The organism is Haliea sp. (genome assembly GCF_040222615.1).
Taxonomy (GTDB): Bacteria; Pseudomonadota; Gammaproteobacteria; order Pseudomonadales; family Halieaceae; genus Haliea.
On the sequence record NZ_JAVKCQ010000067.1, the window covers coordinates 1 to 15,088 of the forward strand.

14 protein-coding genes are annotated in these 15,088 nt (G+C 64.5%); 10 read left to right on the forward strand and 4 right to left on the reverse strand.

What is annotated here, in order from left to right:
- Window positions 1–1,048: nitric oxide reductase activation protein NorD (locus tag RJQ10_RS05945; RefSeq protein ID WP_350144612.1), on the forward strand; the 1,048-nt coding region annotated here is incomplete at its 5' end.
- Window positions 1,049–1,075: 27 nt separating this feature from the next.
- On the opposite strand, the gene RJQ10_RS05950 is transcribed toward RJQ10_RS05945, so the two are convergent.
- A complete protein-coding gene (locus tag RJQ10_RS05950; protein WP_350144614.1) occupies window positions 1,076–1,498 on the reverse strand; it encodes a hypothetical protein in 423 nt (140 codons plus the stop codon).
- Window positions 1,499–1,516: 18 nt separating this feature from the next.
- Window positions 1,517–3,607, reverse strand: a complete 2,091-nt coding sequence (locus tag RJQ10_RS05955) for a TonB-dependent receptor plug domain-containing protein (RefSeq protein WP_350144616.1) — start codon at window positions 3,605–3,607, stop codon at window positions 1,517–1,519.
- Between the two features lie 269 nt (window positions 3,608–3,876).
- On the opposite strand from RJQ10_RS05955, the gene RJQ10_RS05960 reads away from it, so the two are divergent.
- The 3 genes from RJQ10_RS05960 to RJQ10_RS05970 all read left to right on the forward strand — a co-directional run bounded on the left by RJQ10_RS05960 (window position 3,877) and on the right by RJQ10_RS05970 (window position 8,570).
- A complete protein-coding gene (locus tag RJQ10_RS05960) occupies window positions 3,877–5,463 on the forward strand; it encodes a 4Fe-4S binding protein (RefSeq protein WP_350144618.1) in 1,587 nt (528 codons plus the stop codon).
- Between the two features lie 85 nt (window positions 5,464–5,548).
- The gene (locus tag RJQ10_RS05965; RefSeq protein ID WP_350144620.1) at window positions 5,549–7,291 is read left to right on the forward strand and encodes a cytochrome D1 domain-containing protein; all 1,743 of its coding nucleotides are present in this window, start codon (window positions 5,549–5,551) and stop codon (window positions 7,289–7,291) included.
- A gap of 55 nt (window positions 7,292–7,346) precedes the next feature.
- Window positions 7,347–8,570: an alginate export family protein gene (locus RJQ10_RS05970; RefSeq protein ID WP_350144622.1), complete on the forward strand. Its 1,224-nt coding sequence runs from the start codon at window positions 7,347–7,349 to the stop codon at window positions 8,568–8,570.
- 3 nt (window positions 8,571–8,573) lie between these two features.
- On the opposite strand, the gene RJQ10_RS05975 is transcribed toward RJQ10_RS05970, so the two are convergent.
- Entirely contained in the window at window positions 8,574–8,936 is a 363-nt protein-coding gene (locus tag RJQ10_RS05975) for a bacteriohemerythrin (RefSeq protein ID WP_350144624.1), read from the reverse strand.
- Between the two features lie 89 nt (window positions 8,937–9,025).
- Here RJQ10_RS05975 and RJQ10_RS05980 point away from each other — a divergent pair, with 89 nt between their 5' ends.
- Genes RJQ10_RS05980 through RJQ10_RS05995 form a run of 4 tightly spaced genes read left to right on the forward strand, consistent with a single transcriptional unit; the run spans window position 9,026 to window position 11,804 of the window.
- On the forward strand, window positions 9,026–10,309 hold the full coding sequence (locus RJQ10_RS05980; RefSeq protein ID WP_350144626.1) for an acetyl-CoA hydrolase/transferase family protein: 1,284 nt from the start codon (window positions 9,026–9,028) through the stop codon (window positions 10,307–10,309).
- Between the two features lie 60 nt (window positions 10,310–10,369).
- Complete coding sequence (locus RJQ10_RS05985; RefSeq protein WP_350144628.1) at window positions 10,370–10,789, forward strand: DUF1330 domain-containing protein; 420 nt, start codon at window positions 10,370–10,372, stop codon at window positions 10,787–10,789.
- A gap of 48 nt (window positions 10,790–10,837) precedes the next feature.
- Entirely contained in the window at window positions 10,838–11,296 is a 459-nt protein-coding gene (locus RJQ10_RS05990; protein WP_350144629.1) for a carboxymuconolactone decarboxylase family protein, read from the forward strand.
- Window positions 11,289–11,804, forward strand: coding sequence for a carboxymuconolactone decarboxylase family protein (locus tag RJQ10_RS05995; RefSeq protein WP_350144631.1), 516 nt, complete (start codon window positions 11,289–11,291; stop codon window positions 11,802–11,804). Before RJQ10_RS05990 ends, RJQ10_RS05995 begins: the two co-directional genes overlap by 8 nt.
- 45 nt (window positions 11,805–11,849) lie before the next feature.
- Here RJQ10_RS05995 and RJQ10_RS06000 read toward each other — a convergent pair whose 3' ends face one another.
- Entirely contained in the window at window positions 11,850–13,148 is a 1,299-nt protein-coding gene (locus RJQ10_RS06000; protein WP_350144633.1) for an acyl-CoA dehydrogenase family protein, read from the reverse strand.
- A 186-nt stretch (window positions 13,149–13,334) separates the two neighbouring features.
- Here RJQ10_RS06000 and RJQ10_RS06005 point away from each other — a divergent pair, with 186 nt between their 5' ends.
- Together RJQ10_RS06005 and RJQ10_RS06010 are read left to right on the forward strand one after the other, a co-directional pair.
- Entirely contained in the window at window positions 13,335–14,066 is a 732-nt protein-coding gene (locus RJQ10_RS06005; protein WP_350144635.1) for an SDR family oxidoreductase, read from the forward strand.
- Window positions 14,063–15,085, forward strand: coding sequence for a phosphotransferase family protein (locus tag RJQ10_RS06010; protein WP_350144637.1), 1,023 nt, complete (start codon window positions 14,063–14,065; stop codon window positions 15,083–15,085). The genes RJQ10_RS06005 and RJQ10_RS06010 overlap by 4 nt, the downstream gene beginning before the upstream one ends.
- Window positions 15,086–15,088 lie beyond the last annotated feature (3 nt).

Genomic DNA, 15,088 nt, shown 5'->3' on the forward strand with positions numbered 1-15,088 from the left:
GGTCAACGTCAACCGCCTGGTGGACGACGAGGAAGACGAGAACGCGGGCACCGCTGCCGAGCAGCTGGAGGAAATCACCCTCAGCCCGCACCGGCAACAGGCGGCGGCGCGGCTCCGCATGGAGCTGGACCTGCCTCCGGGGGAAGTGACTGGTGCCCCCGCGCAGGCGGCAGTGACCTACCCGGAGTGGAATTATCGCCTGCAGGCGCACCTGCCCGACCATTGCACCGTGCTCACCGGCCAGCAGGAAGCCGCGGCCGAGCCCTGGCAACCGGACGCGGCCATGCAGCAGCGCATTCGCCGGGTGCGGCGCCAGTTCGAGGCCCTGCGTCCGCGGCGGGTCTTGCTGCGCGGCCAGCTCGATGGCGGTGAACTGGATATCGACGCCGTGGTCAGGGCCCACGCCGACCAGCGGGCCGCGGGCAGCAGCAGCGACCGCCTGTTCGCCGATGCCCGCACCCTGGAACGCGACCTGGCGGTATCGATCCTGGTGGATGTGTCCCTGTCTACCGAAGCCTGGGTGGATGACCGCCGGGTGATCGACATCGAGCAGGAAGCGCTGCTGGTGCTGGCTCACGGGATTGCGGCCTGTGGCGACGAGTACAGCATCCACAGTTTTACCTCGAAGCGCCGTGACCGGGTCTGGCTGACGACCCTCAAGGACTTCCGCGAACCGATGGGGGGCCAGGTAGAGCAGCGCATCGCCACCCTGCGTCCGGGCCAGTACACCCGAATGGGCACGGCGATCCGCCACCTCACCCGCGGTCTCGCCGACTGCGGCAACCGCCATCGCCTGCTGTTGCTGCTGACCGACGGCAAGCCCAACGACACGGATTACTACGAGGGCCGCTACGCGGTGGAGGATTCCCGGCGCGCGGTGCTGGAGGCACGCCGGGCGGGGGTGCGGGTATTCGCCGTGACCATCGACCGCGAATCCCAGGGTTACTTCCCGCGCATCTTCGGCCGCGGTGGCTACGCGGTGGTGTTCCGGCCCGAGCATCTGGCGACCGCACTGCCGGCCATCTACCGGCAGCTGGTTAGGCACTGAACCGCGGGCGCGCTCCCCGGGGTGGCGTCAGCCGAACAGCAGGCTGTGCGGCCTGGCGATGGGCTTGTTGCCGGTCAGGCGGTGAACGCCGACCCCGCAGCGACCGATAAACCAGGCGACTGCGGCGGTGATATACAGGTAGCCGAAGGTCCAGGCCGTCAGTGGCGGTACTGCCAGCCGCCCCAGCAGCTGCCACAGCCCCACCGCTGCCGCCGACGCCAGTAGCAGCAGCCAGAAGGTCACGACCTGGAAGCGTAGATGGGAATCGATCCAGGCGGCGCCACGCCCCAGTTTGTAGTGTGCCAGCAGCGCCCCCAGGGGCAGCGTGACCACACTCATGATGGCGCCCAGGTAGAGGCCGTAGATGATGATCGCCGCGCCCCGGCCCGGTGCGTCCTTGTCAGCTGCTGCGATTCGGTTGCCTGTCGGGTCCCGGGGAGATGGAGTCACTGGATACGCTTCCTCTGCTCAGTTGATGTTCCAGGTGGCCTTGAGCGAGATCCCGCGGCCGGGGGCCAGCAGGTTTTCGCTGGACTCGCGGTAGCGCCGGTCCAGCAGGTTGTGCAGTTCCAGCGCCAGCAGCAGGCCGTCTTCCGGCCCCAGGTTCATGCCCAGTGCCGCGTTCAGCGTGGCCCAGCCGCTGCGCTCGCTGACGATGATTCCCCGCGAGCCGGGCTCCTCCAGTCGGGAGGCGCTTTCTCCGCGCAGATAGAGGTCTGCCCACAGTGAGGACAGGGGGCCCTCCAGCCCCGGCTCCAGCACCACCCCGGCGCGCCCGGCCACGGCCGGTATGCCGGTGTCCGAGGTGTCGAAGTCGCCGAAGTCATTCTCTCTTTGCATCCAGGTCAGGTTGAGATAGGGGCGGGCCCCTCGTCCGGGGCTCTGCCAGGCCAGGTACAGCTCCAGACCCCTCGCGCTGGAGCTGCCGATATTGCGATAGACCTTGTCGTTTGCTTCCAGGCACTGGTCCTGCGGGCGACAGAACAGGTGGTCGATGTAGTCCCGGGAATCCGAGTAGAACAGGGCGGCGTCCACGGTCCAGGGGCCAGTCATCAGGCGCCAGCCGAGCTCGTGATTGACGCTGGTTTCCGGCTCCAGGTCGCGCGCCGGATTGACGAAGCTGGAACCGGCGTAGGCCCCGGTGGCGAGTTGCATCAGCGAGGGGTACAGGTAACCCTCGGACACATTGAGGCGCCAGACACTGTCCGGCTGCAGGGCCCAGGTCAGCCCGGCGGAGGCGACCAGGTGGCGATCGGAATCCAGCGTAGCCGCGACCAATCCCGGGCGATCACTGTAGTCCAGCTTGCCGTCAACCCGGTAGTAGCGGGCGCCCACGATGGCCGTCAGGCGATCGCCCAGGGCCCAGCGGTCCTGGACAAACCCCGCCACGGTGCGAATGGTGGCGTCGTCGTCTATCCGCTCCGTGCCGCTTGTCGCAATGGCCGGTACCCAGGAGCGCGTCGCCACCGAACGCTGCTGGCTGACCCTGTCGTTGCTGTACTGTACCCCGGTGATCAGGCTGTGGTTGCCCAGTGGTTGCCAGTCCGCTTGCAGCAGTAGCCCGTCACTGCGCAAGCTGCTGCGGGTGTCAATATCGCGCTGGTACCAGATGGTTTCGGTATTGCTGATGAAAGTGCGCAGGCTTTCCTGGCGGAAGGTGGACAGGGTCAGCAGGTCCAGTGGACCCTGCCCGGGCTCGAATTGGTAGTCCAGGCCGAAACGCTCCCGGTCGCGCTGCGGTGTGTTGAGCGCAAAGTCCGTCAGCGGGAAGGTGGTGCGGGCCGCCTCCTCCACGTATACCTCGGAACTGGACTCGAAGCGGTCCCAGGTCAACCCGATATTCTGGCTGCCGGTGGTCCGCTCCAGGAAGCCATAGTGGCCGCGATGGTCGAAAGCGGTATCCTCGGCCCGTCCCGCCGCAGTTCGGCGCTGGCCATGTTCACTCTCGGCCGCCGCCAGGCGGTAGCTCCAGCCGCCGCTGGCGCCGTGCACGCTCGCAAACAGGGTGTCGCCGCCGGTGGTGCCGTCATAGCCGCCCTTGATTGTTGCCTGCAGTGGCGCGCTGCCGCCCTTGAGCGTCATCAGGTTGGTCACGCCGCTGAGGGCCTTGGAGCCATAGAGGACCGAACCCGAGCCGCGGATCACCTCGATGCGCCCCAGCATGTCCGGGTGAATGGTCAGCGGCGTCCCGACCTCGCTGTGATCCGACAGTTCATGGCCGTCAACGAGGATGGCGCTGCGCCGGGACGCCTCGCCGCGGACGCGAATGCGCTTGAGACCGGCCTGGCCGGAGTCGGTGACCTGCAGCCCGGGTACATCGCGCAGGAAGTCCGCCACCCCGTTGCCCGTCATGCGGGCGAGATCCTCCGCGGTCAGTACGCTGATGCTGGCACTGCTGTCCAGCAGGCGCTCCTGGACCCGGCTGGCGGTCACCACCACCTCCTCCAGCAAGTTGTCGGTGCTGGCGGCAGCGCCCAGGTCAGGTGCCAGCAGCAGTGCCGAGGCCAGTGTCAGTGCGCGTAGCCCGGGTGCATGCGCGCCGGTTGCTCGCTCAGTCATGTTGGTGGTCACCTGCGGGTTGTGGATCCTGGCATTGCTGTGCGCGGCAGTCGACACCCCAGTGCGCCTCTTTGGCTGCAACCGATGCAGTGAGACGCTCGTTCACCAGCTCACTGGCCGCCGTGTTCAGGTGGGCGCAAAGCATGAAGGCAAGCCACGGTGTCATGCGCACAGTAAACCCCAGACTCTGCTGCAATAAAATGATGCACATCATTTGCATCTTAAAAGAGCCTGTCTATGATGGCTACAGCTTGTTCATGGAAGGTTGCATGCGGAATCATTGGCAAAGTGTGCGTGTCTGCCTGCATTTGTCAGCCCTGCTGTGGCTGTTGCTGGGGTCACCGTGGTCACTGGCGGCGCTGACGCTGGCCGATGCGCGCGAGGTGCTGCCGGCGGCGGCCGCGCTGGAGCCGGTTGCCGCTGTTTCCGGCCTGTACCGGGTGGCGGATGTCAGCGGCGCGCCTGCGCTGCTGTTCCAGACCGACGACTTTGTCCGCATCCCCGCCTACTCGGGCTCACCGGTCAACCTGCTGGTCGCCCTCGCACCGGACGGCCTGATTCGCGCAGTCCGGGTAAGATCACATCAGGAACCGATTCTGGTGGTGGGTATCACCGATGCCCACCTGCAGGCGTTTGTCTCCCAGTTTGACGGCAAGCGGGCGGATGCTCGCATCCGGGTGGGGGCGCACGGGCGAACAGGCTACGTCGGCATCGACGGCCTGAGTGGTGCCACCATCACCGCGATGGTGATAACCCGCACCGTAACGCAGGCGGCGGAACGTGTGCTGACAGCGTATCGGGAACAGTTGCCGCAGCTCGCTGCCGAACCGGCAGCTGGCTCCGCATCCGAAGCCGCAGCCGCAGCCGCAGCCGCAGCCGCAGCCGCAGCCGATACCGGTCCGGCGGCTGCCGCGGTGCCGGACTGGCACTGGAGCTGGCAGCAGCACCAGCTCAGGGTGATCGTGCTGCTGGTGGCGCTGGTGATATTGCTGCTGGTGCTGTTCCTGCAGGACTGGCTGGTGCAGCGCAAGGTCTTCTTCCAGCGCCTGCGGCTGGCGTATCTGCTGTTCACCGTGGTGTTCATCGGCTGGTTCTGGCATGCGCAGCTCTCGGTGGTGAACCTGCTGGGATTCGCCCGCAATCTTGCTGGCGGCTTCTCCTGGGACAGCTTGCTGCTCGATCCGGTCGTGTTCCTGCTCTGGGCCTTTGTCGCCCTCAGTATCCTGCTGTGGGGGCGGGGGGTCTACTGCGGCTGGTTGTGCCCCTTCGGCGCGGCCCAGGAGCTGCTGTCAAAACTGTCCCACCGGCTCGGATTTGCCGGCTATATGCTGCCCCAGGCACTGCATGAGCGCCTCTGGGCCATCAAATACCTGCTGCTGATCGCGATCTGTGGCCTGGCCCTGAATTCGATGACCGATGTCGCGCGGTTGGCGGAAATCGAGCCCTTCAAGACCGTGTTTGTGATGAATTTCGAGCGCCCGCCACCGTATGTGTTCTACGCGCTGGCGCTACTGGCAGTCACCGTCTTCAACAGCAAGTTCTACTGCAAGTACCTGTGCCCACTGGGTGCCGCGCTCAGTTTTGCCACCCGCTTCCGGGTTTTCGATTGGCTGCGCCGGCGGGTGGAGTGCGGCCACCCCTGCCAGACCTGCGCCAACGAGTGCCAGATCGCGGCGATCCGGCCAACGGGTGAGATCGTCGACAACGAGTGCCACTACTGCCTCGAGTGCCAGGTAACCTACTGGGATGAACACCGCTGCCCGCCGCTGGTGCGCAAGCGCAAGAAGCGCAGCGGCAACCGCGCCGGGTCCGGCCCGGTGATCGCCACGGATGCCGGGGAAAGGACTCCGGTTTGACCTGCATCATGTCCTGAACTAAAACAGGACTATAAAATGCATCTTAAAGCGGTGGGACTGCCATTGCGGAAAAGGAGAGCTGGCAATGAGGATTTCTGGAAACGACTGGAAGCAACGCGCTGGTGTCTGCCTGCTGGCAGCAGCACTGGGGCTGGGAGTGGCTGTGGTGGCACAGGAGCAGGAGGAGTCCGATCACCCCGGTGTTACCCCCGGCGAGATGGCCTATAAAGGCGCGCCGGTACCGCTGGGCGACGTCAAGCGGGTCATCTCGCCCGGAGCGCCGGATATGACCCAGGATGAATATGACCACGCCACGAAGCTCTATTTCGAACGCTGTGCTGGCTGTCACGGTGTGCTGCGCAAGGGCGCCACCGGCAAGCCATTGACACCGGACATCACCCAGCAGCGCGGTACCGAGTTTCTCAAGGTGTTGATCAACTACGGTTCTCCGGCGGGCATGCCCAATTGGGGGACCTCGGGTGATTTCACTGACGAACAGATCGATATCATGGCGCGCTTCCTGCAGCATGAGCCGCCGGCACCTCCCGAATGGGGCATGCCGGAGATGCTGGAAAGTTGGAAGGTCCTGGTTCCTGAGTCGGAGCGGCCCGACCAGCCGCAGCACAGCTACAACATCGACAATATTTTCTCGGTAACCCTGCGCGATTCGGGCGAAATTGCATTGATCGACGGCGACAGCAAGGACATCATCGCCGTGCTGCAGACCGGCTACGCGGTGCACATCTCCCGCGCCTCCCATTCCGGACGCTATGTCTACACCATAGGCCGTGATGCCAAGATCGACATGATCGATCTGTACATGAATCCACCGCGCCAGGTCGCGACGGTGAAAGTCGGGCTGGAGGCGCGCTCGGTAGAAACGTCAAAATTCGAGGGTTACGAGGACAGGATTGCCATCGCCGGAGCCTACTGGCCACCGCAATTCGTGCTGATGGACGGTGCTGACCTGAAACCGCGCAAGATCGTCTCCACCCGCGGCATGACGGTGGATACCCAGGAATATCACCCGGAACCGCGGGTGGCGGCGATCGTCGCTTCCCACGAGCACCCCGAGTTCATCGTCAACGTGAAGGAAACCGGCAAGATTCTGCTGGTGGACTACAGCAACCTCGACGCCCTGTCGGTGACCACTCTGGAGGCCGCGCGCTTTCTCCACGATGGCGGCTGGGATTCCACCCACCGCTATTTCCTGACCGCAGCCAACCAGTCCGACACGATTGCGGTGGTGGACTCCAAGGAGCGTGAAATAGAGGCACTGGTGGATGTCACCAAGATTCCGCATCCCGGTCGTGGCGCCAATCTGGTCGATCCCGAATTCGGGCCGGTCTGGGTAACTTCCGCCTTGGGCAATGAAAACGTCACCTTTATCGGCACGGATCCGGAAGGCCATCCCCAGCATGCCTGGAAAGTTGTCAGGACGCTGTCGGCTCAGGGCGGCGGTTCCCTGTTCGTGAAAACGCACCCCAAGTCACGCAACCTGTGGATAGATAACACGCTGCATCCGCAACAGAGTGTCAGCCAGTCGGTGGCGGTATACAACATCGACGACTTCGGTGCCGGCTACGAGGTGCTGCCAATTGCCGAGTGGGCAGGGGTAGGCGAGGGCCCTGCGCGGGTCGTGCAGCCCGAGTTCAACGCCGCCGGCGATGAGGTCTGGTTCTCGGTCTGGAATGGCATGGAGCAGGTCTCCGCGATCGTGGTGGTCGACGACAAGAGCCGGGCCCTCAAGCATGTGATCAAGGATCCTCGCCTGGTGACGCCCACCGGCAAGTTCAACGTGTACAATACGCGCAAAGACGTATACTGACAGGAGACCCGGCAAACAGGTCTGACGCTCCGGCGGCAGACCTGTTTGCTGCACCATGCTGACATTCAATCATTTCCTGATGGCTGCGGTCCTGATCGCCACCGCAGTGGTGCACTCCCCTGTCCGGGCCGATACCAGCGGGCTGGAGGACATGGTGCGTAACGGTACTGTGGCGGTCAGCTTTCGCTACCGCCTCGAGCATGTGGACCAGGACGGCCTGCCGGAATCAGCGCTGGCGTCCACCCTGCGTTCTCGGGTCAGCCTTGCCTCCGCGCCGCGGGCAGGGTTCGCCGTTGAGCTGGAGCTGGACGACGTCACCGCGCTGGGCAGTGATCGCTACAACTCCACGGTTAACGGCCGCGGCGACTATCCGGTAGTGGCGGATCCGGAAGGCACCGAGGTCAATCGCGCGCAGCTGGATTATCGTCGCGGCAGTCTGCACGCCACGGCGGGCCGGCAGCGTATCCTGCATGGCAGCCAGCGCTTTGTCGGCAATGTCGGCTGGCGCCAGAATGAACAGACCTACGATGGACTGCGTGTACAGTGGCGGGGGGCCGCCGCAACTCTGGATGCCAGCTACGTGAATCGGGTGCAGCGGGTATTCGGCCCGGATGACGGCGCCCAGCCCGCCGACTGGGACGGCGATTTCACTCTGCTGCGCGGTAGTTGGAGTCCACACCCGCAGCACACCGTCGCGGCCTTTGCCTATCGTCTGGATATCGACCCCAGTCGCGCTTTCGGTAGCGGGCTGACCGTTGCCAACGCCAATCAAACCCTTGGCCTGGAATACAATGGCCAGTGGCGGGCGCTGACCTTTGCGGCCAGCTGGGCCAGCCAGCATGACATTGGCGACAACCCCGGGAATTTCCGCGCGCAATACCACAACCTGGAGGCAGATTGGGCGTTGCCCGCCGTGAACCTGCGGGCCGGGTATGAGGTGTTGGGTGGGGACAACGGGGTGGGGTTTCGAACGCCTCTGGCGACGCTGCACAAGTTCCAGGGTTGGGCGGACGCGTTCCTGGTGACCCCGGGTGAAGGCCTGCGCGATCGCTGGCTGGGGATCTCAGGCAACCGGGGTGTCATCAGCTGGGCCGCCGTGTACCACGATTTTCGTAGTGACCGGCGCAGCCAACGGCTGGGGCGGGAGCTAGACCTGCTGCTGGGCTGGAAAGTGAGTCCTCGACTGTCGCTGCAGTTCAAGCTGGCCCGGTTCGATGCCACCGATTCCGGCTACCGCGACACCGACAAGGCCTGGCTGATCGCCGAACTGCGCCTGTAGACGCTATTTCAGGTCGGCGGCGAGGATGAACGCCTCAAGGTCCTTGTCGATGCCCAGCACGTGGCGTTTCAGCCATTCGGTCAGAAAAGTCGAGACCGCGGCGCGGAACGCCGGGTCCGCTTCTCCCAGTTCCAGCAGTGAGCTGATTTCCTGTCGAAACCGGTCGTGGGCCTTGATGTGGCTGGCCGTCATGGGGTAGTCGAGCGCGATCATGTAGCGCTCTTCGAGGGCGAAGTGTTGCTCGCTGTAGTCGTGCAGGTGACGGAGAACGTCCTTGCCCGCATTCGGTTCGGCAATCATGTCCAGAATCTCGAAGAGTACCTGATGCTGGGCATCTTGCCAGAGGATCGCGCTGGTCTTTTTCATGTTACAAGAATAGCTGCTTTCGCTGCGCGTGCCCGGAATCCGGTATGATAAAAGCTACCAGCCAGGGTTGATCAACTACGGAGCTGTCAGTGACCCGATTCGTCAATAGCGCCGCGGAGGCCGTCGCCGGCATTGGCTCCGGTGAGTTTCTCTGGAGCCACTCCATGGCGGCCACGCCCACTGTGCTGCTGGAAGCCCTCGTTGCCCGGGCGCAGGAACTGCAGGGCGTCACCATTCTGCAGCTGCATCTGGAACATGCCGAGTCGCTGGCGGCAACGGCACTGGAAGGGCACCTGCGCAGCCGCTGTTTCTTTGCCGGCAAGGTGACTCGCGAGCTGATCAACCAGGGCCGCGCTGACTATGTGCCGATATTTCTCTCCGAGATCCCGAAACTGTTCAGGCGCGGGGAACAGCGGGTGGATACCGCCCTGATCCAGGTCTCAAAGCCGGACCAGCACGGCAACTGTTCCCTGGGTATATCGGTGGAGGCGACAGCCGCGGCCTGCGATATGGCGGGCCGTATTATTGCCCATATCAACCCCAACATGCCCCGCACCCACGGCGACACCTTTATCAATCTCAACAGGATCGACTATGCCTACGCCGAGGCCGCGCCGCTGCTGCTGCACGAAAATCGCGAGACCTCCACGGTGGATCAGCGCGTGGGGGAGCACGTCGCCAGCCTGGTGGAGGATGGCAGCTGCCTGCAGATGGGTATTGGCGCCATTCCCGATGCGGCGTTGGCCTGCCTCGGTGACCGCAAGGACCTGGGTGTGCACACAGAGATGTTCTCGGACGGTGTTCTCGACCTGCTGGAGAGCGGGGTGGTCACCAATGCCCGTAAAAAGATCGGCCGGGGCCGGGTGGTGACGAGCTTCGCCATGGGCTCGCAGCGCCTGTACGACTATGTCAATGACAACCCGGAAGTGGCGTTCCTGGATGTGGAGTATGTCAACAGTCCGGTGGTGATCGCGAAGAACAAGAATGTCATGTCCATCAACAGCGCCATTCAGGTGGACCTCACGGGCCAGGTCTGCGCGGACTCCCTGGGCTACCGTATCTATTCCGGTGTCGGGGGGCAGGTCGACTTCGTCCAGGGCGCCATGTATTCGGAAGGCGGCAAATCGATCATCGCCCTGCCCAGTACGGCCCGGCACGGTGCAGTGTCGCGTCTCGTGGCCGCGATTGAGCGCGGTGCCGGGGTGGTCACCACCCGCGCCCAGGTGGACTACGTGGTCACCGAATATGGCGTGGCCGAACTCCGCGGCCGCTCCCTGAGCGAGCGCGCGGCGGACCTGATCGCTATCTCCCATCCGGATTTCCGCGAGTCGCTGGCCCGTGAAGCGCGGGACTCACTCGGCCTGCGGGTGTAAAGTCGAGGCGCACACGGCAAGCAGGGCCGCTCTCCCATACTACAAGAGGCACTACCTATCATGAGTAACAATGTCGATCCCACCCGCGAGCAGTTTGACCAGTTCAAGGCACTGCCGCGGGATACTCCGGTCATGATGCTGAATCTTATCCGGCTCAATGCCAGCAGCAGCTACCCCGACGGAGAAACAGTAACCGGCGCCGAAGCCTACGCGCGCTACGGGCGCGCAAGCGGCCCGATCTTCCAGCGTCTGGGGGGCACGATCGTCTGGCGCGGCCGGCCCGAATGTGTGGTCATAGGGCCCGCGGAAGAACGCTGGGATATCGCTTTCATTGCCCGCTACCCCAATGCCGGCGCCTTCATGGCGATGGTGACGGATGAGGACTATCGCAAGGCCGTGGTGCACCGCCAACTGGCGGTGGCGGACAGCAGGCTGGTGCGAATGGCCGACGCGCCCGCAGGGGAAGGTTTCGGTGGCTGAGCGCCCCGGTGTGAGTCATGTTGACCAGGCAGATAAGGAGCTGGGCGGATGAACTGGATTGCAGCAAATGCTGATCGCGAACAGACCATGGGCCGCCTGCCCGGCATAGGCGTGCAGTTTCAGCGCCTGTACGCGAGTTTCTACCGGTTGCCGCAACTTCCGCCGGAGATTGTGGAAATGTGTCGCCTGCGTCTGGCGCAGTTGCATCGCAGCGAGGCGGACTTCGCGCTGGAGGAATATCCGCTGGCCAGCGACAGGCGCGAACAGTTGCAGCACTGGCACCGTGCAGCATCGTTCTCGGCGGGGGAGCGGGCCTGTCTCGAACTCGCGGAGGTGTATGCAATGGACTGCGGAGCGGTGACCGATGCCCAGGCCGACGCGGTCAAGGAGCACTTTGGCGAGGCCGGCCTGGTGGCGCTGCTACAGGCGCTGGGCGTATTCGACGGCTTTATTCGACTTGGTTTGATCTGGCGGGCAGCGCCAGTGGGAGGCAGGCAGCATGACTAGTGCGGCAAGGGTGAGCCCGCCTGCGGGCAATACCGGCAATGTCATCCGGGATTCGGCACTGGGTATCGTGCCCGAGACTCTGGACCATTACCTGGCGCTGAATGCGGCGATCTGGGACGCGGGGCCGCTCGGCGCAGCGGAGGTTGAGCTGGCACGCCTGCGCAATGCCCGCCACACCGGCTGTGTGCTGTGCCAGGCAGTGCGCTACGATGTGGCCATTGCCGACGGGCTCACCGAGGACAAGGTGCAGGTCATTCGCGGGGACGATCCCGCCGCCGGCCTCAGCGAGCGCGAGCGGCTCATCGTGGCTTTTGTCGACCAGTACAATCTCGACCCTGGCGGAATTCCCGGGCATTTGCAGCAGGCGCTGCTGGCTGCATTTCGGGAAGATGAGTTGCTGCATCTGTCGCTGCTGGTGGCCTGGTTCAACGGCTCATCGCGCTGCGCGGTGGCGCTGGGGGGGATGCCGGAGGCAATGCCCCGGCTGGAGATCAGTGTGCCCCGCTAGGGGCGCGCCGGAAGGGCGCGCCCCTGGCTGGACGAGGCTTGCAGCTTACGCCTGATCGAGGAAGTGGCCGTACTTCTTCATGGCCGCTTCCCGCTGGGTGGGCGTGTGGTAGGTGGGGAACAGGCCCGGGGCCGGCTTGTAGTCGCGCAGCACGGTGCGCGCCACGGTGATCTTGTGGACCTCCGAGGGGCCGTCCACCACGCCCAGCTCCGGAATGTTGGCCCACATGGTCATCAGCGGCACTTCATCCGACATGCCCAGGCTGCCGTGCAGGTGCATGGCGCGATAGATGACTTCCTGCAGCACTTTCGGCGTCGCGGCCTTGATCGCGGCGATTTCCTTGCGCACTTCGCGGTTGTACTCCTTGTACTTGTCGATCAGCCAGGCGGTGTAAAGCACGTGCAGGCGGTACTGCAGGATCTGGGTATAGGAGTCGGCAATCTTGTCCTGGGTCATCTGCTTGCTGCCCAGCGGTTCTCCCTTGGTGGTGCGGCTGAGGACGCGCTCGCACATCATGTCCATGGCCTTCTGGAGCACGCCGACGCTGCGCATGGCGTGGTGCACGCGGCCGCCGCCCAGGCGGGTCTGGGCCACCAGGAAGCCCTTGCCCTCTTCGCCCAGCAGGTTGTCCGCGGGTACCCGGCAGTTGGTGAAGCGGATGTAGGCGTGGACGCCGTCACCCTGCTCGACATAGGGGCCCACTGCAGAGTTGCGCAGGATTTCCATCCCCGGGGTGCCTTTCTCCACCAGGACGATAGAGGCGCCTTCATGGATGGGAACATCGGTGTTGGTGACGACCATGACCAGCAGGAACTCGGAGAAGCGGGCATGCGAGGCGAACCATTTCTCGCCGTTGATGACCCACTCGTCCCCGTCCCGGGTCGCGGTGCAGGTGAATTCCGCTGGATCCGCGCCGGCCTGGGGCTCGGTCATGGAATAGCAGGAGGCGATATTGCCGTCCAGCAGGGGCTGCAGGAAGCGCTGTTTCTGGTCCGCGGTGCCGAAGTGGGCGAGAATTTCCGCATTGCCGGAATCCGGTGCCTGGCAACCGAAGACGCTGGGGCCGAAACGACTGCGGCCGAGTATCTCGTTCATCAGGCCCAGCTTGACCTGGCCATAGCCCTGGCCGCCGAGCTCGGGGCCGATATGGCAGGCCCACAGGCGCTTCTGCTTGACGATTTCCTTCAGCGGCGCCATGGCCTTTGCGGCAGGGGAATTCGGATCCCAGGGGTCCCCGGGGCCACGGAAGACAAGGTCGAGTGGTTCAATTTCTTCCCGGGTAAAGGTTGCAATCCAGTCCAGCTGCTGCTGGAATTCAGGGTCAGTCTCAAAGCTCCAACTCACGGTGGTATCCTTTTATTGCGGGTTTGTAAGTGCGGGCGTCGGGGGGCTCTGAGCCTCTGACGCCAGTCCTGTGACCGGTGTAATGTCGCCGGCAATATTTCTTTTGCTTGACTTGAGCGGGGCCTAGTTTAGACTTGTTAGATGCAAACAAGCAAATAATAAACTCACTCAGGTTGACTCGATACAATGGTAGACCAAAAAATCTGGTTCGTTACCGGGGCGTCGCGCGGCATTGGCCGGGCGATTGCCGAAAGTGCGCTTGGCGCAGGTGACAAAGTGGCAATTCTCGCCCGCGGCGCGGATGTCGAAGGCCTGGCAGATGAGCTGGGCGAAAACTGCATGGCCTGTCGTGCCGATGTCAGTGATGCCGAGGCGGTGAACGCGGCGGTGGCGGCGGTGGTCGCCAACTGGGGCACCATTGATGTGGTGGTGAACAACGCCGGGCTGCACCGCGGCGGCCGCATCGGTCGCATCGCCCTGGATGACTGGGACAGCGTGCTCGACGTGAATCTTCGCGGCGCAGTCAATGTCATCCGTGCCGCGGACCCCCACCTCGGGGCCGGCAGTGCCGTCATTAATGTCGGCGCCGTGGTCGGCTTCCGCGGTTTTCCGGGCGACTCCGCCTACGCGGCCTCCAAGGCGGGCCTCGCGGGTTTGACACGGGCGCTGTCGGTGGAATTCGCTGCTCGCGGCATCACCGTTAACCTGGTGATTCCCGGTCTGGTGCTGACGGAGATGACCGGTGGCCTGTCCGAGAAGGCGCTGGAAGCCATGCGCAAAACCATTCCCCTGGGGCGCTACGGCGAGCCCGGGGAGATCGCCCAGGTGGTGGAGTGGGTGGCCCGCTCCCGCTATATGACCGGTGCCTTCGTGCCGGTGGATGGAGGCCTGCTGAGCAGCTTCGGAGTCCCGGGATGAGTGAGCACCCGTTCGACAAGCCGCTGGCGGCGTGGATCGCCGCCGAAGTGGGCATGCCGGGCGCCAGGGTCGCGCGGGCGCTCAGCGGTGGCAATGCCAACCTGACACTGCTGCTGGAAACGGAGAGCGGCCCGCTGGTGCTGCGTACGCCGCCGGAAAATACCATATCGGCCACGGCGCACCGCGGCATAGAGCGTGAGGCCACGGTGCTGCGTGCCATCCAGGGGCATGTCAAGGCGCCAAAGGTCATGGGCTGGTGCGAGGATCCGGCGGTTATCGGCCGGCCGTTCCTGCTGGTATCCCACGTCAACGGCGTTGCCATTACCGATATCCTGCCGCCGGCTTATCCCGACAGTGCCGCCAGCGTCAACCGCTTGGGCGAGGACCTGGTCGATGAGCTGGCCGCCATCCACCGGGCGCCCTGGCGCGACATCGGGCTGGAGAAATTCGGCAATCCGGACAATTTCCTGCACCGCCAGATCACCCGCTGGCAAGCGGTTCGGGCCGAGGCGCCGGTGCGCGAGCTGCCCCTGCTGCAGGAGCTCGCGGAGTGGCTGCTGGCCAACCTGCCCGCCGACGGCCCCGTCGGTCTCGTACACGGTGACTACCATCTCGACAATACCCTGTCGCATCCGGATCGGCCCGGGCTCGCTGCGGTGATTGACTGGGAGCTGGCGACTATCGGCGACCCTCTCGCCGACCTCGGCCTGTTCCTGATGTTCTGGGGCCCGCGCGATCTCGACCCGCCCGGGTTCCAGCATATCCAGGCGGTGAGCCGGCGCGCCGGGATCACCAGCCGGCGAGCGCTGGCGGGGCGCTGGGGAGCAGCCACGGGCTACTCCCTTGCCAATCTTGATTACTATCTGTGTTTCGCCTTCTGGCGTCTGGCAGCGATTGTCGAAGGCGCCTATGCGCTCTACCGCCAGGGCAAGGTGGACTCCGCCTATGCCCGCGGTCTTGAGTACGATGTGCCGGCCCTGCTGGCCGAGGCGGAAGCGGCGGCCAAGGGTCGCTGGTAAGGA

Bases quoted from the DNA above. Each gene is read 5' to 3' on its own strand.
- RJQ10_RS05955 (WP_350144616.1), bottom strand. From the start codon at position 3,607: ATGACTGAGCGAGCAACCGGCGCGCATGCACCCGGGCTACGCGCACTG.
- RJQ10_RS05960 (WP_350144618.1), top strand. From the start codon at position 3,877: ATGCGGAATCATTGGCAAAGTGTGCGTGTCTGCCTGCATTTGTCAGCC.
- RJQ10_RS05965 (WP_350144620.1), top strand. From the start codon at position 5,549: ATGAGGATTTCTGGAAACGACTGGAAGCAACGCGCTGGTGTCTGCCTG.
- RJQ10_RS05970 (WP_350144622.1), top strand. From the start codon at position 7,347: ATGCTGACATTCAATCATTTCCTGATGGCTGCGGTCCTGATCGCCACC.
- RJQ10_RS05975 (WP_350144624.1), bottom strand. From the start codon at position 8,936: ATGAAAAAGACCAGCGCGATCCTCTGGCAAGATGCCCAGCATCAGGTA.
- RJQ10_RS05985 (WP_350144628.1), top strand. From the start codon at position 10,370: ATGAGTAACAATGTCGATCCCACCCGCGAGCAGTTTGACCAGTTCAAG.
- RJQ10_RS05990 (WP_350144629.1), top strand. From the start codon at position 10,838: ATGAACTGGATTGCAGCAAATGCTGATCGCGAACAGACCATGGGCCGC.
- RJQ10_RS05995 (WP_350144631.1), top strand. From the start codon at position 11,289: ATGACTAGTGCGGCAAGGGTGAGCCCGCCTGCGGGCAATACCGGCAAT.
- RJQ10_RS06005 (WP_350144635.1), top strand. From the start codon at position 13,335: ATGGTAGACCAAAAAATCTGGTTCGTTACCGGGGCGTCGCGCGGCATT.
- RJQ10_RS06010 (WP_350144637.1), top strand. From the start codon at position 14,063: ATGAGTGAGCACCCGTTCGACAAGCCGCTGGCGGCGTGGATCGCCGCC.